Source organism: Corallococcus sp. Z5C101001 (assembly GCF_007352635.1).
Taxonomy (GTDB): Bacteria; Myxococcota; Myxococcia; order Myxococcales; family Myxococcaceae; genus Corallococcus; species Corallococcus silvisoli.
The window spans coordinates 312,095-330,114 of record NZ_VKLU01000003.1; the positions used below are offsets into that span (position 1 = coordinate 312,095).

The following is an 18,020-nucleotide window of genomic DNA, read 5'->3' on the forward strand; positions in this document are numbered from 1 at the left end:
ACCTCCTCTCCCCCATGGCCATCCCGCCCCATCCGCTGGAGGACGAGTGGTTGTGGGGGTGGGACCCCACGCCGGGCATCGTGTCCGTGTGGGCGGAGCCGGATGGCCGCGCCTTCATCTGGAAGCAGCAGCCGGGCACGCACGCGCGGCAGCGCGAGGACGCGAGGTACCGGCCCTGGGTGCTGCTCGCGTCGCTCCAGGACCTGGAGCACCTGGGCCCGGCGCTGCGGCGCGAGGGCACGCCCCCCGTGGCGGGCGCGGTGACGTACCGGGAGCTGGAGGGGCCCGGGGCGCTGCGGTTCGTGGTGAGCGCGGAGGATGGCCGCGCGCTGGCGTCGGCGGTGCTGAAGGGCGCGTCCAGGCGGCTGGACCAGCGCGTGGGCCACCTGCGCGACCTGGGCCCGGGCGCGGTGCTGGTGCTGCCCCCGGAGGAGCAATACCTGGTGGCCACCGGGCGCACGTACTTCCGAGGCATGGGCTTCGACGACCTGCGCCGGCTCCAGTTCGACCTGGAGACCACCGGCCTGGACCCGTCGAAGGACCGCATCTTCCTGGTCGCGCTGCGGGACCCCGAAGGGCGCGCGGAGACGCTGGAGGTGACGGCGGACGGTGACGCGGGCGAGGCGGACCTGCTGCGTCGGCTGGTCGCGCGCATCCGCGAGGCGGACCCCGACGTGGTGGAGAACCACAACCTGCACGGCTTCGACCTGCCCTTCCTGGACCAGCGCGCGAAGCGGTTGAACGTGTCGCTGGCGCTGGGTCGCGCGGGCCTGCCAGGGCTGCGGCACCGGCCCTCCGCCCGAGGCGCCGCGCTGAACCGGGGTCCTGGAGGCCGCGAGGCGGACGCCATGCGCCGCGCGCGCTACACCGTCCCCGGCCGTGAGTTCATCGACACGCTGGACGCCGTGCGCCGCCACGACTTCTCCGCCCGCGACCTGCCCGGCCACGGCCTCAAGGCGGTGGCCCGGCACCTGGGCCTGTCGGGCCCCGACCGCGAGCTCATCCCCGGCGCGCGCGTGCACGAAGTCTTCGGCAGGGATCCAGAGCGGGTGCGCCGCTACGCGCGCGAGGACGTGACGGAGGCCGCTGGGCTCGCGCACCTGCTCGGCGGCGCGGTGTTCGCGCTCGCGCGCATGGCCCCCCGGCGCTACGAACGGCTGGCGGACGCGGGCCCGGCGACGGGCGTGTTGGATCCGCTGCTGGTGCGCGCCTACCTGCGCTCCGGCGCGGCGCTCCCCGCCCATGAGTCCGGCGACGGCACGTCCCACAGCGGCGCGGCGCTGCACCTCTTCGCCTGCGGGGTCGCGCGCCACGTGGTGAAGGCGGACGTGGCCAGCCTGTACCCGTCCCTGATGCGCCAGTACCGCATCGGTCCGAAGCGCGACCGGCTCAACGTGCTGCTGTCGCTGGTGGACCGGCTCGTGGACCAGCGCCTGGACGCCAAGGCGAAGGCGAAGAAGGCCCCTCCGGGCTCCCCGGAGCGCCACACGAACGAGGCGCTGTCCGCGGCGATGAAGCTCATCGTCAACTCCGCCTACGGCTACATGGGCGCCATGGGGCTCACGCGCTTCTCGGACGTGCACGCCGCCAACGAGGTGACGCGGCGCGGGCGCGAGGTGCTGGGCCTCTTGTGCCGCGAGCTGGCGAAGCGCGGCGTGACGCTGCTGGAGGCCGACACGGACGGCGTCTACTTCGCGGTGCCGGAGACCTGGACGGAGGTCGACGAGCGCCGCGTGGTGTCGGAGGTCGCGGCCCTGCTGCCGCCGCGCGTGCGCCTGGAGTTCGACGGGCGCTACGCCGCGATGCTGTCGCACGAACCCAAGAACTACGCGCTGCGGCCCTACGCCGGGCCCCTGCTGCTGCGCGGGGTGGCGTTCCGCTCCAGCCGCGCGGAGCCCTTCGGCGAGGACTTCCTGCGCCGCGCCCTCCAGCACCTGCTGTCCGGGGACGTGCGCGCCGTGCGCGACACCTACGTGGACGCGGTGATGGCGCTGCGCAAGCGGCGGGTGCCCACCTACGAGGTGACCGCCCAGGTGCGGCTGACCAAGTCCCCCGCGCAGTACCTGGCCACGCGCAAGCAGCGCCGGGAGCTGCCCTACGAGGCGCTGCTCACCAACGGCCGCGAACACTGGTCCCTGGGCGAGCGCGTGCGCATCTACCGCGCCTCGGGCGGCCGGGCGGGCCTGCTTCCGGAACACGACACCGAGGACGGAGAACCCGGCCCGCGCCCCGCGCCGGGCGAGCCCGCGGGCGACGACCCGCGCGACTACGATGCCGAGTACTACGTCCGCCTGCTCAAGGACTCCTTCGCGGCCCGGCTCGCGCGTGGCCTCACCGCGGAGGACTTCGCCACGGTGTTCGCGGACCCCGAGCAGCCCTCGCTCTTCACCCCCTCCTTGACGGATGCCAGGCCCGTGCTCACCGTCGTCCGCGAGCCCCGGGGCCCGGAGTTCGGAGAAGACGCTCCAGTGCTTGGAGCACCGCACTTCTCACCGTGACTGGAACCCTGCCGTGTCTCGGTTCCTCCAGGAGTCGCGGGGTGGCATCTGCTACGCTGCGTCAACCGCAATGGCCTTCTCGTTGATGACGCGTCCCACGCCTCGCGCGCTGGTGGTTCCCGGCACCGTGGCCCTGCTGCTCCTGCTCCCCTGGCTCATCTATTGGAACGCGGTCATCCACCGCTACGGCCTGCGCGACGACTACGCCATCCTGCGCGAGGCGCGTGAGGAGCCGGGCAAGATCCTCCGCGTCTGCGCCTCCCAGGGCCGCCCGCTCTACGGCTGGATGCTGGAGGCGTCCGCGAAGGCGGCCGGCGGCATCGACGGGCTGATGGGGCTGCGCCTGATGGGCGTGGCCGGGCTGGGCGTGCTCGCGGCGGCGGTGTTCCTGCTGCTGCGAAGGGAGGGCTGGCGGCCCGGCTCCGCCGCGCTCCTGGCGGGGTTCCTCACGCTGACGCCCTCCGCGCAGGTCATCGCCAACTGGGGCATCTGCTGGCCCCAGGCGGTGGCGCTGATGCTGGGGCTGGGGGCGTTCGCGTTCGCCCGGCGCGCCATCGGAGCCCCGGGAGAGGAAGGTCGCCTCCGCTGGCCGCACGCGCTGGCCGCGGTGGGGGCCATGGCCACCGCGACGCTCATCTACCAGGTGAGCGGGCTGTTCTCCGCGGTGCTGCTGGCGGCGTCGCTGGTGGTGCGCCGGGACGTGTCGCTGCGGCACACCGCGCGGTGGATGACGAAGCACCTGCTCATCATGGGCGCGGGACTGGCGCTCGCGTACCTCGTCACCCAGGTGTTGTTCAAATCAGGGGTCTTCCCGCCCTCGCCCCGGCTCGCCTTCGAGAAGCACTGGGTGGACAAGACCATCTGGGCGCTCACGCACGTGTTCCCCAACGCGCTCGCCCTGTCCGCACTCAACGAGGCGCCGGTCGGCGACATGGACGGCTATTGGGCCATGGTGGTGCTGACGCTGACGCTGCTGGGCGTGGGCGTCGCGGTGGAGGGGCGCCGCTCCGGGCTGACGGGCGTGGGGCGTTGGATGCTGGCCCTGGTGACGCTGTCGGGGGCGGCGTACTCGGTGAGCTTCCTCGCCGGGGAGCGCTGGCCCACCTACCGCACGCTCAACGCGCTCACCGGGGTGTGGGCCGTCTTCTTCGCCGCGTCGCTGGTGAACGTGGGCACCATCTGGCCCCGGTTCGGGCCTCGCATCGCCACGGGGCTGCTCACCGGGTTCGTGGCCTTCAGCGCCTTCCTCGCGCACGAGCAGTCCCTGGAGCTGTTCGCCCTGCCCCAGGGCCGGGAGCTGGCGCTGATGGAGCAGGGCGCGAGCCTGGTCGTCCCGGATCGCAAGCCGCGCGTCTTCGTGCTCACCGCGAAGCAGGCGGACTCCTCCGCGCCGTTCCACTACCTGGACGAGTTCGGCTCCGTGTCCGTGGACGCCGAGTGGGTGGCCAAGGAGATGCTCAAGGCGCTCGTCAAGGAGCGCTTCCCCCGGGAGCGGGACGTCAGCGGCCTCTACCGCTTCGCCGCCGGCCCCGTGGCCCCGGACGCGCGCAACTACGACATCCTCATCGACATGCGCCGGCAGCACGTGAGCACCGCCACCCCCATCCTCCAGAAACCCCGCTAACCCTGGCGCTGAAGGCCCCCGCGTGCGCGGGACTCCCACCCTGAATTCCGGGGAGTGGCGTCAGAGCGGGGGCTACCGCGCCCGGCCGTGCAGGTTCGGCCCCACCGGCGGCATGAATCCGGGTAATGAATCAGCGGATGAAGTTGTCCGTTCCCCTTCCGCAGCCGCGAATCCCGGGGGTGGCCCCGTCCCGTGCCGCGGAAGGAGACCCGCATCCCACTCGGCCCGAGGAGACCGCTGCCCATGGGCGGTGAACGTCCGGTGCGGCATGACTGGGTGTACCTGGGCCCCGGTTGGGAGGAGCACCTGCGCTCGCCCCCAGGCCCCGACGTCCTCCCTCGGGTGACGGCGTGGCGCGAGCAGGGCCGGCCCTTCGCCGTCGCCCGCCAGGACGTGCCGGACCGGGACGACGAGGTGCGGCTGAGCCTCACGCTGCCGGACCGCCGCCACCTGTCCCTGCACGTCGCGATGCAGGCCGTGGAGCGCTGGCTGCCGCCCCCCACGCTGCAAGAGGCGCTGGACGCGGCGCCCGCGGCGTGGCGCCCGGCGCTGGACGACGTCGTCGCCCTGGGCGCCGCGCTGGACCTCACGGTGGGCGTGTTCGGGTCGCTGGCCTGGCAGCACCGTTCGGGCGAGTCCTTCCTGCGGCCCCTGTCGGACGTGGACCTGCTGTTCACCCCCGCGCGCTGGTCCGACGTGGAGCGGCTGCTGTTCGGCCTGGAGGCGGTGTCCCGGCGCCACTCGGTGGTGCGCCTGGACGGCGAGGTGGTGCTCCCCGACGGCGGCGCGGTGTCCTGGCGCGAGCTGGCGCTGGAGCCCGAGCGCATCTGGGTCACCGGCCCCCGCGGCGCCAGCCCCCGCACGCTGCGGGAGCTGCGCGCCCTCTTCCCCGCCGAACCCTGACGCGCCCCCACGGCGACAAGCCGCGAGCTCCTGACTCCACCCAGACCGCGATGGCGCACGTCGGGTGAATAACCCAGGCGTTCGCGACGTCACGGGACGCGCACCGCGGGCCTGAATCTCCCCGCGCTCCGAATCCCTCGCAGGGGCATCCTCCGACCCACGGAGTGCCCTCCTGATGTCTCCCCTGGACAAACCCGCGAGAACCTGAAAGCCGAGGAAGAGTTGCGCGTTTCATCAGGAATACCGGCCGGTTGCGGCGACGCGGGCGCAGGGGGACAGGCAGGCGTCGGGCCTCCCGACCGCCTGGGGGGGACCCCCAATTGTCACCCTCTGGATGCTTTGGTAAAGGTTGCCTTTGGGAGCGCTTGGGGCCTCCCCGTCACGATGATGGGATTCTCCGTTCAGCGCTGGGCCGCATGGGCCCCTGGCCTCGCTCACCCTGCCGACTGGGAAGCGTGGCTCGCGAAGCCACACCCTCTGCCCGCCGAAGGCACGCCCGCCCTGACGGAGATGCCCTCGATGATGCGCCGCCGGGTGGACCGGCTGGGCCGCATCGCGTTGCAGGCGGCGTATGGCGCCCACGCGGACGCGCCCGACGCGCCGGTGATCTTCGCCTCGCGCTACGGGGACCTGGGCCGCTCGGTGGAGCTGCTCACGCAGCTGGCCCGCTCGGAGCCCCTGTCGCCCACGTCCTTCAGCCTGTCGGTGCACAACGCCATCGGCGCGCTCTACTCCATCGCGCGGGGCGACACGGCCTCCTATGGGGCCATCGCCGCGGGCGAGGAGACGGTGGAGGCCGCCTTCACGGAGGCGTGCGGCCTGCTGGCGGACGGCGTCCCCCGGGTGATGGTCGTCGTCTACGACGAGCCCGTGCCCAGCCCCTGGGAGCACTTCTCCCAGGACGTGGCCTTCCCGCATGCCTGGGCCTGTCTGCTGACGGCCGGCACGGAGGGGAACACCGTCCGGCTGGGCTGCGCCGCCGGGCCGTCCCCGGGCCTGGACCTGGACCTGGACAGGGCGGCCCTGGAGCCGGAGCCGGCCGGACTCCCGGCGGACCTGCGCATCCTGCGCTTCCTCGTCTCTGGCGCCTCGCGGTGGGAGCACGCGGTGGGCGCCCGGCGCTGGCGGTGGGAACGCCATGCTTGAGGCGCTGGATCGACCGTGGCGCATCTTCGCCACCGGGTTGTCGTTCGCCACCTTCGGGTTGGGCGGGCTGGCCCTGCGGCTCATCTACTTTCCGCTGCTCCAGCTGTTCGTGCGCGAGCCGGCCCGTCAGCAGCGGCTGGCGCGGCTGGCGGTGCATCACTCCTTCCGCTTCTTCATCGGCTACATGCGCTTCCTGGGCGTGCTGCGCTACGAGGTGGAGGGGGTGGAGAAGCTGTCGCGCTCCGGGCTGCTCATCCTGGCCAACCACCCGTCGCTCATCGACGTGGTGTTCCTCATCTCGCTGGTCCCCAACGCGGACTGCGTGGTGAAGGCGAGCCTGGCGAACAACCCGTTCACGCGCGGCCCCATCCGGGCGACGCGCTACCTGTGCAATGACTCCGGGCCCGGCCTCATCCAGGACTGCATCGCGTCCGTGAAGGCCGGCAACAACCTCATCATCTTCCCGGAGGGCTCGCGCACGCCCCTCCAAGGGCCCATGCAGTTGCAGCGCGGCGCCGCCAACATCGCGGTGCGCGGCCCCTGCGACATCACGCCCGTCACCATCCTCTGCGAGCCTCGCGGACTGACCAAGGGCATGCCGTGGTGGAAGGTGCCCGCGAGGGCCATGCACTACATCATCCGCGTGGAGGACGACATCCCCGTCTCGTCCAAGGACGCGGACGCGGGCGACGCGGCGAAGGCCGCGCGCCAGCTCACCACCCGTCTGCACGATCACTTCTCCCGGGAGAGCCAGGGTCATGTTGGAGCTTGAGCACGAAATCAAGCGACTGGTCATCGAGACGCTGAACCTCGAAGACCTCACGCCGGAGGACATCGATCCGGCCGCGCCGTTGTTCGTCGAAGGGCTGGGGCTGGATTCCATCGACGCCCTGGAGCTCGGCCTGGCGCTGCAGAAGTCCTATGGCGTCGTGCTGGCGAGCGACTCCAAGGAGAACCGCCGTCACTTCGCCAGTGTGCGGGCGCTCGCGGATTTCGTCAGCACCCACCGCACGCGATCCTGAGCCCCCCAAAACCAGAGCGAGGAGTCACCCCATGACCAAGGACGAGTTGTTCGAGCGCCTGAGCGCCATCCTCCAGGAAACCTTCGACATCGAGCCGTCGCGCATCATCCCGGAGGCGCGGCTGCACGACGACCTGGACATCGACAGCATTGACGCCATCGACCTGCTGGTGCGCCTGAAGCCGGTGGCCGGCCAGCGCGTCCCGCCGGAGGTCTTCCGCTCCGTGCGCACGCTGCAGGACGTGGTGGACGCGCTGCACGGGCTGCTCGGCAGCGACTCCGCCGCCGCGTGAAGCGTCTGCGCCCGGTGCTGTTGGGGCTCGTGAGCCTCGCCTACCCGCCGCTCGTCTATCTGGGCCTGGGCCACTTCGAGCCCCGCTGGATGGCGCTGCCCCTGGCGGCCATGGCGGTGGTGCGCGCGGTGGCCACGCGGGAGAAGATGTGGCTCGCGGCCGCGGTGGGCGCCCTGGTGCTCGCGGGCTCCAGCATGCTGGGCAACCACGCGCTGCCCCTGAAGCTCTACCCGGTGCTGGTCAACGCGGTGCTGCTCACCGTCTTCGCCACCAGCCTCGCGTACCCACCCAGCGTGATTGAGCGGCTGGCGCGCCTGCGGGAGAAGGACCTGCCCCCGTCGGGCGTGGCGTACACGCGCCGGGTGACGCAGGTGTGGTGCGGCTTCTTCGTCCTCAACGGCGCGCTCGCGTTCATCACCGCGCTGTGGGCGAGCGACGCGACCTGGGCGCTCTACAATGGCCTCATCGCCTACGGACTCATGGGCCTGCTGTTCGCGGGCGAGTGGGTGGTGCGGCAGCGGGTGCGCGCACGGCACTCCCATGGTTGAGCCGCTCGCGCTCGAAGAGCTCCTCGTCCACGGCCGCCCCTCCGGGCACCCCGTGGCGCGGCGGGAGGGAGCGGTGCTGGACCTGGGCGCGCTGCGCTCGCGGGTCGCCGGCTGGCGCGCGGCCTTCGAAGCCCACGGCGGCGAGCGCTTCGCGCTCTTCACGGACGACACGTTCGACTTCGCGAGCGCGCTCCTGGGGGCCTGGCACGCGGGCGCCTGCGTCTACCTCCCCGCGGACGCGCGCCCCGCCACGCTGGAGGCGCTGCGCCCCCACGTGGACGCCTTCGCCGTCAGGGCCCCTCCGGGCCTGACGCCGCTGTCGCCCGCGGAGTCCGGCGCCCACGACTTCCAGCGGCTGTCGCCAGACCTCGCCGCGCTGGTCGTCTACACGTCGGGCTCCAGCGGCGAGCCGACGGCCATCCCCAAGCGCCTGTCGCAGCTGTCCCGCGAGGTGGCCACGCTGGGCGCGCTGTTCGACGCGGACCTGGGGGACGTGCCCGTGCTCTCCACCGTGTCGCACCAGCACATCTACGGCCTGCTGTTCCGGGTGCTGTGGCCGCTGGCGTCCGGCCGCGTCTTCGACGCGCACGCGCTGCCCTACCCCGAGGACATCCTGGCCGCGCTCCAGCCAGGCCCCGCGCTGCTGGTGGCGAGCCCCGCGCACCTGAAGCGCCTGCCGTCCACGATGGACTGGTCCCCCGTGCGCGGCCACCTGCGCGGGCTGTTCTCCTCGGGAGGGCCGCTGAGCCTCGAAGCGCTCCAGGCCTGCCGCGAGCGGCTGGGCCGGGCTCCGGTGGAGGTCTACGGCAGCTCGGAGACGGGCGGCGTCGCGTGGCGCCGGCGCGACACGGATGACGACGCCTCGTGGCGGACGATGCCGGGCGTGGAGGTGCGCGCCGACGAAGAGGCGCTGTGCGTGCGCTCACCCCACCTGGACCTGCCCCAAGGCGCGTGGTTCACGACGGAGGACCGCGCGCGGCCCGTCCCCGGCGGCTTCCAGCTGATGGGGCGCCGCGACCGGCTGCTCAAGCTGGAGGAGAAGCGCGTCTCGCTGAGCGCCATGGAGCGGACGCTGGTGGACGGGGGGCTGCTGCGCGAGGCGCGGGTGCTGCCGCTCACGGAAGGGCAGCGGGTGGTGCTCGCGGTGGTGGGGGTGCCGGACGCGGAGGGCTGGCGGCTCCAGGAGTCGGGGGGCAGGCGCTCCCTGAACCAGGCGCTGCGCGAGAAGCTGGCCCCGCACTTCGACTCCAGTGCCTTGCCGCGCCGGTTCCGGTATCTGGAGGCCATGCCGGTCAACTCCCAGGGCAAGTCCACCGAGGCGGCGCTCACCGCCCTCTTCGATCCGAAGCGCCCCCCGTTCCGCGTGCGCGAGCGCTCCCCCGAGCGCGTGCTCCTGGCGGTGGAGGTCCCCGCGAGCTCGCCGTACTTCGACGGGCACTTCCCGGGCTCGCCCATCCTGCCGGGCGTCGTCCAGATTGAGTGGGCGCTCCTGCTGGGCCGCGAGCACTTCGCGCTGCCGCCGGACTTCCTGCGGCTGGAGACCGTGAAGTTCCAGCAGGTCATCCCGCCCGGCGCGCACCTGATGCTGGAGCTCACCTGGGCGGCGGAGTCCGGGCGGCTGGGCTTCAAGTTGACGTCGGACGTGGGCGCGCACGCCAGCGGCCGCATCGTGCTGGGTGGAGGGGTGGGATGAAGGTCTGCGCGGTGATTCCGGTCTACAACCACGGCGAGGCCGTGGGCGCGGTGGTGAAGGCCGTGCGAAGCCACGGGCTGCCGTGCGTGCTGGTGGACGACGGCAGCGAGCCCGGCTGCGCGGCGGTGCTGGACGGCCTGGCGCGCGAGGACAGCTCGAACGTGGAGGTGGTCCGCCTGCCCCAGAACGAGGGCAAGGGCGGCGCGATGATGGCGGGCCTGCGCGCGGCCCGGTCGCGGGGCTACAGCCACGCGCTCCAGATTGACGCGGACGGCCAGCACGACGCGAACGACATCCCGCGCTTCCTGGAGCTGGCGAAGGCGAGCCCCGACACGCTGGTGTGCGGCACGCCCGTCTACGACGAGTCCGTGCCCAAGGGCCGGCTGTACGGACGCTACGCCACGCACATCTGGGTGTGGATCAACACGCTGTCGTTCGCCATCCGCGACTCCATGTGCGGCTTCCGCGTGTACCCGCTGGCCCCCACCGTGGCGCTCATCGACTCGGTGCGCATCGGCAAGCGGATGGACTTCGACGTGGAGGTGCTGGTGCGCCTGTTCTGGCGCGGCATGCGCATCCTCAACCAGCCCACCCGGGTGCGCTACCCCACCGACGGCATCTCCCACTTCGACGTGCTCTGGGACAACGTGCGCATCTCCGGCATGCACGCCCGGCTCTTCTTCGGGATGCTGCCCCGGCTGCCCCTGCTGCTGTGGCGCAAGGTGGTGCGATGAAGTCCCGCCACTGGGCGGAGATGGGAGAGACCACCTTCGTCGCCGGCATCTGGGTGCTGTACTGGATCCACCGGCTGCTGGGCCGCTGGCCCTTCCGCGTCTGCCTCTACCCGGTGGTGCTGGTGCACTGGCTGAGCCGGCCCTCGCTGCGGCAGGCGTCGCGCCAGTACCTGGAGCGGATGCAGGCCGCCACGGGCGCGCTGGGGCATCCGCCCGGCGGGCGCGACAGCGTGCGCCACGTGCTGGCCTTCGCGGAGACCATGCTCGACAAGCTGCTGGCGGTGAGCGGGCGCTACCATTTCGAGCGCGTGCGCACCGAGGGCCGCGAGGAGTTCTACCAGGCCGCGAAGGCGGGCCGGGGCGGCGTCATCGTCACCGCGCACATGGGCTGCCTGGAGCTGTGCCGCACCATGGCCGAGCGCCGGGGCGAGGTGAAGCTCAACATCCTGGTGCACACGCTGCACGCGGAGCAGTTCAACCGCCTGCTCAAGCGGCTCAACCCGGAGAATGACTTCCGGCTGATGGAGGTCACCGACATGGGCCCCGCCACCGCCGTCGCGCTCAACGAGCGCGTGGAGGCCGGCGAGTTCGTGGTCATCGCGGGAGATCGCATCCCCGTGAATGCCAGCCAGACCGTGCGCGTCGACTTCCTGGGCCACCCGGCGCCATTTCCGGTGGGCCCCTACGTGCTGGCGGCGCTGCTCAAGTGTCCGCTCTACCTGCTGGGCTGCATCCATGAAGGCGACGGCTACACCATCCACTTCGAGCGCCTGTTCGAGCGCGTCACCCTGCCCCGGGGCCAGCGCGAGGCCGCCCTCACCGACTGCGCGCGCCACTACGTGGCCCGGGTGACGGCGCTCCTCCAGCGCGCGCCCTATGACTGGTTCAACTTCTTTCCCTTCTGGGATCAGGTGAATGTCTCCGCGAAGCCCCCTACCTTCTGACACCCCGGTGCGCTTCGACGGCGGGCGGCTGACGCTCGAGGACGTGGGCGCGCTCGCGCGGCGGGAGCGCCCGGCCCGGTTGGGCACCGACCCCGGCTTCCGCCAGCGCATCGCCAGGGGCGCCGCGTTCCTGGACCGGCTGCTCGCGGAGGACGGCGTCATCTACGGCGTCACCACCGGCTACGGCGACTCCGTGACGGTGTCCATCCCGCCCGCGCTGGTCGCGGAGCTGCCGCACCACCTCTACACGTACCACGGCATCGGCGCGGGCCGCTTCCTCACGCCCGAGGAGACGCGCGCGGTGCTGGCCACGCGGCTCGCTTCGCTGGCGCAGGGCTTCTCCGGCGTGGGCGTGGCGCTGCTCACCCAGCTGGAGCTGCTGCTCCAGCACGACGTGCTGCCCCTGATCCCCGCGGAGGGCTCCGTGGGCGCGTCCGGCGACCTCACGCCCCTGTCGTACGTGGCGGCGGTGCTCTGCGGCGAGCGCGACGTGTGGCACCAGGGCGAGCGCAAGCCCGCCGCGGCGGTGCTCCCGGCGCTGGGCATCACGCCCCTCCAGCTGCGGCCCAAGGAGGGGCTGGCCATCATGAACGGCACCGCCGTGATGACGGCCCTGGCGTGCCTGGCGTGGGAGCGCGCGGAGTACCTGTCGCGGCTGGCCACGCGGCTCACCGCCTTCAACGTGCTGGCGAGCGCCGGCAACGCGCACCACTACGACGAGACGCTCTTCGCGGCCAAGCCGCACGCGGGCCAGCAGCGCGTGGCGGCGCGGCTGCGCGCGGACCTGGTGTCGGACAAGCCGCCGCGCAACGAGCAGCGGCTCCAGGACCGCTATTCGCTCCGGTGCGCGCCGCACGTCATCGGCGTGCTGGAGGACGCGCTGCCGTTCTTCCGCACGCTCATCGAGAACGAGCTGAACAGCGCCAACGACAACCCGCTCATCGACCCGGACGGCGAGCGGGTGCTGCACGGCGGCCACTTCTACGGCGGCCACATCGCCTTCGCCATGGATGGGCTGAAGACCGCGGTGGCCAACGTGGCGGACCTCCTGGACCGTCAGCTGGCGCTCCTGGTGGATCCGCGCTTCAACCACGGCCTGCCCGCCAACCTCTCCGCCTCCACCGGCGCGCGCGCGGCCATCAACCACGGCCTCAAGGCGGCGCAGATCAGCGTCTCCGCGTGGACCGCGGAGGCCCTCAAGCAGACGATGCCCGCGTCCGTCTTCTCCCGCTCCACGGAGTGCCACAACCAGGACAAGGTGAGCATGGGCACCATCGCCGCGCGCGACTGCCTGCGCGTGCTGGAGCTGACCGAACAGGTGGCGGCGGCGATGCTCATCGCCGCGCGCCAGGGCGTCACCCTGCGCCAGCGCCTGGACGCGGACGCGAAGCCCGGCCCCGCGCTGGCCGCGATGCACGCGGACCTGGAGGCGCGCATCCCCCTGCTGGTGGAGGACCGGGCCCTGGACACGGAGCTCCAGGGCCTGCTCACCGCCATCCGCCACCGCGAGTGGAGGCTGCATGAAGCCTGACCTGAGCTGCGAGCTCGAAATCGATCCCCCGTTCCACGACCTCGACATGATGGAGATCGTCTGGCACGGCCACTACGTGAAGTACCTGGAGCTGGCGCGCGCCGTGCTGCTGCGGCGCCACGACTACGACTGGCCCCAGATGCGCGAGTCCGGCTACGGCTGGCCCGTGGTGGAGATGAAGCTCAAGTACGTCGCGCCCATCTCCTACAAGCAGCGCATCATCGTGCGCGCCGAAATCACCGAATGGGAGAACCGGCTGCGCTTCGACTACCTGCTGCGCGACGCGGACACCGGGCGCAAGGTGAACCAGGCCCACACGCTGCAAGTGGCGGTGTCCCTCAAGACGGGTGAGATGCAGTTCGTCTGCCCGGAAATCCTCTGGAAGAAGTTGGGAGTGTGGCCCGAATGAGACCCCTGCTCGTGCTCACCTTCGCGCTCCTGTCCGTGAGCGCCCATGCCGCGGACCTGGTGAAGGACGTGCGCGCCCGGCTGCTGGACGCGCCGCTCATCCGCGGGCAGTTCGAACAGAAGAAGACCGTGGCGGGCTTCAAGAAGCCGCTGGTGTCCAAGGGGGACTTCCTCCTGGCCCGCGACCAGGGCGTGCTGTGGAACACGCGCACGCCGTTCGCCTCCACGCTGACGGTCACGCGCAAGTCGCTGAGCGCCGAGCAGGGCACGGGCGGCGCGGCCTACCACCTGGACTCCGCGAAGGAGCCCGCGCTGGCGGCGGTGAACGAGCTGCTCTTCTCGCTGCTCGCGGGCGACGTGGCCGCCCTCCAGAAGCGCTTCACGGTGGAGGGGGAGCTGGTGGGCGCCGCGGGCTGGACGCTGGAGCTGACGCCCACGGACGCGGGGCTCGCGCGCGTCTTCAAGCACATCCACCTGGAGGGCGACGGCTACGTGCGCCAGGTGCGGTTGGATGAAACGCGCGGAGACGTGAGCGTCATCGTCTTCGACCAGCTGGCGCGGACGCCTCCCCCCGACGCCACGGAAACCGAACGCCTTGGCAAATAAGCTGGCCATCTTCTGGGCCCTGGTGGTGCTCGCCGTGGGCGCGCACCAGGTGCACTTCTGGCGCAACGCCCACCTGGACACCGACGTGCTCGCGCTCCTCCCGGAGGACGAGCAGGCACCGGAGGTGGACGCCGCCATGCGCAAGCTGGCGGACGAGGCCGGCCGGCAATTGGTGCTGCTGGTGGGCGCGAAGGACTGGCCCTCCGCGCAGCGCGCCGCGGACGAGGCCACGCGCGTGCTCGAGGCGTCCGCGGACGACCTGGAGCCCGCGGTGCTGGGCACCGCCGCGCTGGAACAGGCGGTGGACTTCTACCGCCCCTACCGCGACCGGCTGCTCACGCCCGCGCAGCGCCAGTGGCTCACCCGCGCGACCCCGGAGGAGCTGGGCGGCACCGCGCTGATGAAGCTGTACCAGCCCGCGGGCGCGCAGCTGACGGACTGGAACGCGGATCCGCTGGGCATGTGGCCGGACTGGTGGCAGGCCCGCGCGGCGGAGACCTCCGCCCGGCCTCGCGACGGGCGGCTGTGGCTGTCCGGCGAGGGCCGCGAGTGGGTGCTCCTCACCTGGAAGAGCAAGGTGTCCGCCTTCGCGCTGGGAGACGGCTCGCGCGTCACCGCCGCGGTGGAGAAGGCGCGGGCCCAGGTGGAGGCCGCGGTGCCCGGAGGGCGGCTCGTGGCCGCGGGCGTGCCGCTGTACGCGGAGGCCGCCGCCGCGCAGGCGAGCTGGGAGATGTCCACCATCGGCTTCGGGTCGCTGGCGGCGGTGCTGCTGCTCGTCTGGCTCACCTTCCGCTCGCTGCGGCCCATCCTGCTCGTGGGCGTGTCGCTCACCCTGGGCTGCGCGGTGGCGCTCACGGTCACCGCGCTCGTCTTCGACCGGGTGCACCTGCTCACGCTGGTGTTCGGCTCCAGCCTGGTGGGCGTGGCGGAGGACTACGGCTTCCACTACTTCGCCGCGCGCCAGGGCAAGGCCCCCTCCGAGCGGGGCCCGGTGATGCGCTCGCTGCTGCCGGGCATGGTGCTCGCGCTCGTCACCAGCGTGGTGGCGTACCTGGCCCTGGGCGTCGCGCCCTTCCCGGGCCTGCGGCAGATGGCGGTGTTCTCCGCCGCCGGCCTCACCGCCGCGTTCCTCACGGTGGTGTTCTGGTTCCCCGCCATGGACACGGGCGCCCTGCCCATCACCCCCTTCGCGCAGCGCTTCTCCGCCTCCATCACCCGCTGGCCGCGCATCGCGTCCACCCGGGGCTGGTGGGCGACGGCCGCGATCCTCACCGTGCTCGTCGCCGTGGGCATCTGGAAGCTGGAGCCCCGGGACGACCTGCGCCAGTTGCAGGGCGCGCCCGCGCCCCTCATCGCGGATCAGCGGGAGCTGGGGCGGCTGTTGGGCCTGCCCAGCCCGGCGCAGTTCTACCTCGTGGAGGGCGACAGCGACGAGCAGGTGCTCGCGCGCGAGGCCGCGCTGAAGCGGCAGCTGGACACGCTGATCGCGGACAAGGTGTTCGCGGGCTACCGCGCCGTGTCCGACTGGCTCCCCTCCGAGGCCCAGCAGCGCGAGGACGCGGCCCTGAGCGCCCGCGCGGAGGCGCAGGCCGTGGCCGCCGTCAGCGCCTCCACCGGCGAGGCGCCGACGCGCGCCGCGTTCGCCGAGGAGCCGCTCACCCCGTCGCGCTTCCTCGCGGGCCCCGCCGCCGCCGCCATCCGGCAGCAGTGGCTGGGGACCCTGGGGAAGCAGCAGTACAGCGTCCTCATGCTGCGGGGCCTCAATGATCCAAAGGTGCTGCCCCGCCTGGCGGAGGCCGCTCGGGGGCTGGAGGGGATCCGCTGGGTGGACAAGACGGCGGAGATCTCCAGCCTGCTCAGCCGCTATCGCCTCATCATGGGGTGGCTCATCGTGGCGGGGTATATCGCGGTGCTGCTCACGCTGGTGGCCCGCTTCGGGCGCGAGGCGTGGCGCGCGTGGATCCCCTCCGTGCTGGGCACGCTGCTGACGCTCGCCACCTTCGGGTGGGCGGGCGCGCCGCTGCAGCTCTTCACCGTGCTGGGGCTCGTGCTGCTGCTGGGCATGGGCGTGGACTACGGCATCTTCCTCCTGGAGCACCCGGGTGACGGCTCCGCGTGGCTCGCGGTGGCCCTGGCCGGGGTGAGCACGCTCCTGTCCTTCGGCCTGCTGGGCCTGTCGGCCACGCCCGCCCTGCGCTCCTTCGGCCTCGCCATGCTCCTGGGCGAGGTCACCATCTGGATCATCACCCCCTGCTTCAGACCTCCTGACGGGAAAGCCACACATTGAAAACGGAATCGGCGGACATCCTCATCATCGGCGCGGGCCCGGCGGGCTCCGTCGCGGCGGGCCTGCTGCGCAAGCAGGGCCATGACGTCCTCGTCCTGGAGCGCGAACAGTTCCCGCGCTTCTCCATCGGCGAGAGCCTGCTGCCGCAGAGCATGGCCTACATCGAGGAAGCCGGCATGCTCCAGGACGTGGTGGAGGCGGGCTTCCAGTACAAGAACGGCGCGGCCTTCGTGCGCGGCGAGCGCTACACGGACTTCGACTTCCGCGACAAGTTCAGCGCCGGCTGGGGCACCACCTTCCAGGTGCAGCGCGCCCACTTCGACCACGTGCTCGCCAAGGCCGCCGAGCGCCAGGGCGCTGCGGTGCGCTACCGCCACGAGGTGCTCTCCGTGGACGTCTCCGGCGAGCAGCCGGAGGTGACGGCGCGCTCCCCCGAAGGGGAGACGTACCGCGTGCGCGCGCGCTTCCTCCTGGACGCGAGCGGCTTCGGCCGCGTGCTGCCGCGCCTCCTGGACCTGGAGACGCCGTCGAACTTCCCCAAGCGCGGCGCCATCTTCACGCACGTCGAGGACCGCACGCCGCCCGGCTCCTTCGACCGGAACAAGATCCGCGTGACGGTGCACCCGGAGCACGTGCACGTCTGGTACTGGACCATCCCCTTCTCCAACGGCCGCTGCTCGCTGGGCGTGGTCGCGAAGACGGAGTTCCTGGACCAGTTCACCGGCACGGACACGGAGCGGCTCCAGGCCATCGTCAAGGAGACGCCGTCCCTGGCCGACCTGCTCAAGGACGCCGTCTGGGATACGCCCGCGCGCAAGCTCACCGGCTACGCGGCCAACGTGAAGTCGCTGTGGGGCCCGGGCTTCGCGCTCCTGGGCAACGCGGGCGAGTTCCTGGACCCCGTGTTCTCCTCGGGCGTCACCATCGCCTTCAAGTCCGCGAGCCTCGCGGCGGCCTGCATCCAGCGCGCCTTCGCGGGGGAGCCGGTGGACTGGGAGAAGGAGTACGCGCGGCCGCTCAAGGCGGGCGTGGACACCTTCCGCACCTTCGTGGAGTCCTGGTACGCGGGCGGCTTCCAGCAGGTCATCTTCCACCCGAACCCGTCTCCGGACGTGCGCCGGATGATCTCCGCCATCCTGGCCGGGTACGCGTGGGACACGACCAACCCCTACGTCGCGGAGAGCAAGCGGCGCCTGAGCGTCCTCGAGGCCCTGTGCGCGGCCTGATTCCCGCCCTGCTCCTCGCGGGCCTCGCCGCGTGCACCACCACGCCCCGGCCGAGGCCCGCCGCCCCCGGCGAGCCGCTGCCGGAGCTGCGCCTGCCGCCCGCGGCCCTGGGCGCGGCGGTCAGCCTGACCCAGCGCCTGACGTTCGCCCACGACGCGGACCCGGGCGGCCCCCGCTCCCTGGAGGCGCTGATGGAGGTGGACGCGGAGGCGCTGCGGCTCGTGGGCCTGGCCATGAACCACCGCGTCTTCACGCTGGGTTGGGACGGCGCCACGCTCCAGGAGGAGCGCGACCCCCGCCTGCCCGCCCAGTTCCAGGCCGCCTGGGTGCTCCGGGACGTGGAGCTCGTCTACTGGCCGGCCGACGCCGTGCGCGCCGCCCTGCCCGCTGGCTGGACGTTGGAGGATGGGCCGGGACAGCGGACCCTGTCGAAGAACGGCAGGGAATGGGTGACGGTGCGCTACGATGGCGAGCCGCGCTGGGCAGGGCGCACGCAGCTCACCAACCTCTCCGAGCACTACCGGCTCACCATCGACTCACGCGTCGCGGACGAGTGAC

The 18,020-nt window shown here is 72.3% G+C and carries 17 protein-coding genes; all 17 read left to right on the plus strand.

Going from position 1 to position 18,020, the window contains the following annotated elements; all coding sequences use genetic code 11:
* Window positions 1-14: 14 nt before the first annotated feature.
* The 17 genes from FOF48_RS07355 (at window position 15) to FOF48_RS07435 (ending at window position 18,019) form a co-directional block, all read left to right on the plus strand.
* On the plus strand, window positions 15-2,498 hold the full coding sequence (locus FOF48_RS07355) for a DNA polymerase domain-containing protein (RefSeq protein WP_143899451.1): 2,484 nt from the start codon (window positions 15-17) through the stop codon (window positions 2,496-2,498).
* Between the two features lie 85 nt (window positions 2,499-2,583).
* On the plus strand, window positions 2,584-4,122 hold the full coding sequence (locus tag FOF48_RS07360; RefSeq protein ID WP_235685443.1) for a hypothetical protein: 1,539 nt from the start codon (window positions 2,584-2,586) through the stop codon (window positions 4,120-4,122).
* Between the two features lie 243 nt (window positions 4,123-4,365).
* Entirely contained in the window at window positions 4,366-5,025 is a 660-nt protein-coding gene (mdcG, locus tag FOF48_RS07365; protein ID WP_143899453.1) for a malonate decarboxylase holo-[acyl-carrier-protein] synthase, read from the plus strand.
* Between the two features lie 387 nt (window positions 5,026-5,412).
* Entirely contained in the window at window positions 5,413-6,171 is a 759-nt protein-coding gene (locus FOF48_RS07370; RefSeq protein ID WP_221938226.1) for a beta-ketoacyl synthase chain length factor, read from the plus strand.
* Complete coding sequence (locus FOF48_RS07375) at window positions 6,164-6,943, plus strand: 1-acyl-sn-glycerol-3-phosphate acyltransferase (RefSeq protein WP_143899455.1); 780 nt, start codon at window positions 6,164-6,166, stop codon at window positions 6,941-6,943. Before FOF48_RS07370 ends, FOF48_RS07375 begins: the two co-directional genes overlap by 8 nt.
* Window positions 6,930-7,193, plus strand: a complete 264-nt coding sequence (locus FOF48_RS07380) for a phosphopantetheine-binding protein (RefSeq protein WP_143899456.1) — start codon at window positions 6,930-6,932, stop codon at window positions 7,191-7,193. Before FOF48_RS07375 ends, FOF48_RS07380 begins: the two co-directional genes overlap by 14 nt.
* 31 nt (window positions 7,194-7,224) lie before the next feature.
* Window positions 7,225-7,485, plus strand: a complete 261-nt coding sequence (locus tag FOF48_RS07385; RefSeq protein ID WP_143899457.1) for an acyl carrier protein — start codon at window positions 7,225-7,227, stop codon at window positions 7,483-7,485.
* Entirely contained in the window at window positions 7,482-8,033 is a 552-nt protein-coding gene (locus tag FOF48_RS07390; protein ID WP_143899458.1) for a hypothetical protein, read from the plus strand. Before FOF48_RS07385 ends, FOF48_RS07390 begins: the two co-directional genes overlap by 4 nt.
* The gene (locus tag FOF48_RS07395) at window positions 8,026-9,726 is read left to right on the plus strand and encodes an AMP-binding protein (RefSeq protein ID WP_143899459.1); all 1,701 of its coding nucleotides are present in this window, start codon (window positions 8,026-8,028) and stop codon (window positions 9,724-9,726) included. Before FOF48_RS07390 ends, FOF48_RS07395 begins: the two co-directional genes overlap by 8 nt.
* Window positions 9,723-10,460, plus strand: a complete 738-nt coding sequence (locus FOF48_RS07400) for a glycosyltransferase family 2 protein (protein ID WP_143899460.1) — start codon at window positions 9,723-9,725, stop codon at window positions 10,458-10,460. Before FOF48_RS07395 ends, FOF48_RS07400 begins: the two co-directional genes overlap by 4 nt.
* Window positions 10,457-11,404, plus strand: a complete 948-nt coding sequence (locus FOF48_RS07405) for an acyltransferase (RefSeq protein ID WP_143899461.1) — start codon at window positions 10,457-10,459, stop codon at window positions 11,402-11,404. Before FOF48_RS07400 ends, FOF48_RS07405 begins: the two co-directional genes overlap by 4 nt.
* Window positions 11,376-12,935, plus strand: coding sequence for a histidine ammonia-lyase (gene hutH, locus FOF48_RS07410; protein ID WP_143899462.1), 1,560 nt, complete (start codon window positions 11,376-11,378; stop codon window positions 12,933-12,935). Before FOF48_RS07405 ends, hutH begins: the two co-directional genes overlap by 29 nt.
* Entirely contained in the window at window positions 12,925-13,344 is a 420-nt protein-coding gene (locus tag FOF48_RS07415) for a thioesterase family protein (RefSeq protein WP_143899463.1), read from the plus strand. The genes hutH and FOF48_RS07415 overlap by 11 nt, the downstream gene beginning before the upstream one ends.
* Entirely contained in the window at window positions 13,341-13,949 is a 609-nt protein-coding gene (locus tag FOF48_RS07420; RefSeq protein ID WP_143899464.1) for an outer membrane lipoprotein carrier protein LolA, read from the plus strand. Before FOF48_RS07415 ends, FOF48_RS07420 begins: the two co-directional genes overlap by 4 nt.
* On the plus strand, window positions 13,939-16,236 hold the full coding sequence (locus FOF48_RS07425; protein ID WP_143899465.1) for an MMPL family transporter: 2,298 nt from the start codon (window positions 13,939-13,941) through the stop codon (window positions 16,234-16,236). The genes FOF48_RS07420 and FOF48_RS07425 overlap by 11 nt, the downstream gene beginning before the upstream one ends.
* Complete coding sequence (locus FOF48_RS07430) at window positions 16,233-17,462, plus strand: NAD(P)/FAD-dependent oxidoreductase (protein ID WP_143899466.1); 1,230 nt, start codon at window positions 16,233-16,235, stop codon at window positions 17,460-17,462. Before FOF48_RS07425 ends, FOF48_RS07430 begins: the two co-directional genes overlap by 4 nt.
* Entirely contained in the window at window positions 17,450-18,019 is a 570-nt protein-coding gene (locus tag FOF48_RS07435) for a DUF3261 domain-containing protein (RefSeq protein ID WP_143899467.1), read from the plus strand. The genes FOF48_RS07430 and FOF48_RS07435 overlap by 13 nt, the downstream gene beginning before the upstream one ends.
* The last annotated feature ends 1 nt before the right edge of the window (window position 18,020 follow it).

Bases quoted from the DNA above. Each gene is read 5' to 3' on its own strand.
- FOF48_RS07355 (WP_143899451.1), top strand. From the start codon at position 15: ATGGCCATCCCGCCCCATCCGCTGGAGGACGAGTGGTTGTGGGGGTGG.
- FOF48_RS07360 (WP_235685443.1), top strand. From the start codon at position 2,584: ATGACGCGTCCCACGCCTCGCGCGCTGGTGGTTCCCGGCACCGTGGCC.
- mdcG (WP_143899453.1), top strand. From the start codon at position 4,366: ATGGGCGGTGAACGTCCGGTGCGGCATGACTGGGTGTACCTGGGCCCC.
- FOF48_RS07370 (WP_221938226.1), top strand. From the start codon at position 5,413: ATGGGATTCTCCGTTCAGCGCTGGGCCGCATGGGCCCCTGGCCTCGCT.
- FOF48_RS07375 (WP_143899455.1), top strand. From the start codon at position 6,164: ATGCTTGAGGCGCTGGATCGACCGTGGCGCATCTTCGCCACCGGGTTG.
- FOF48_RS07380 (WP_143899456.1), top strand. From the start codon at position 6,930: ATGTTGGAGCTTGAGCACGAAATCAAGCGACTGGTCATCGAGACGCTG.
- FOF48_RS07385 (WP_143899457.1), top strand. From the start codon at position 7,225: ATGACCAAGGACGAGTTGTTCGAGCGCCTGAGCGCCATCCTCCAGGAA.
- FOF48_RS07395 (WP_143899459.1), top strand. From the start codon at position 8,026: ATGGTTGAGCCGCTCGCGCTCGAAGAGCTCCTCGTCCACGGCCGCCCC.
- FOF48_RS07400 (WP_143899460.1), top strand. From the start codon at position 9,723: ATGAAGGTCTGCGCGGTGATTCCGGTCTACAACCACGGCGAGGCCGTG.
- FOF48_RS07405 (WP_143899461.1), top strand. From the start codon at position 10,457: ATGAAGTCCCGCCACTGGGCGGAGATGGGAGAGACCACCTTCGTCGCC.
- hutH (WP_143899462.1), top strand. From the start codon at position 11,376: ATGTCTCCGCGAAGCCCCCTACCTTCTGACACCCCGGTGCGCTTCGAC.
- FOF48_RS07415 (WP_143899463.1), top strand. From the start codon at position 12,925: ATGAAGCCTGACCTGAGCTGCGAGCTCGAAATCGATCCCCCGTTCCAC.
- FOF48_RS07420 (WP_143899464.1), top strand. From the start codon at position 13,341: ATGAGACCCCTGCTCGTGCTCACCTTCGCGCTCCTGTCCGTGAGCGCC.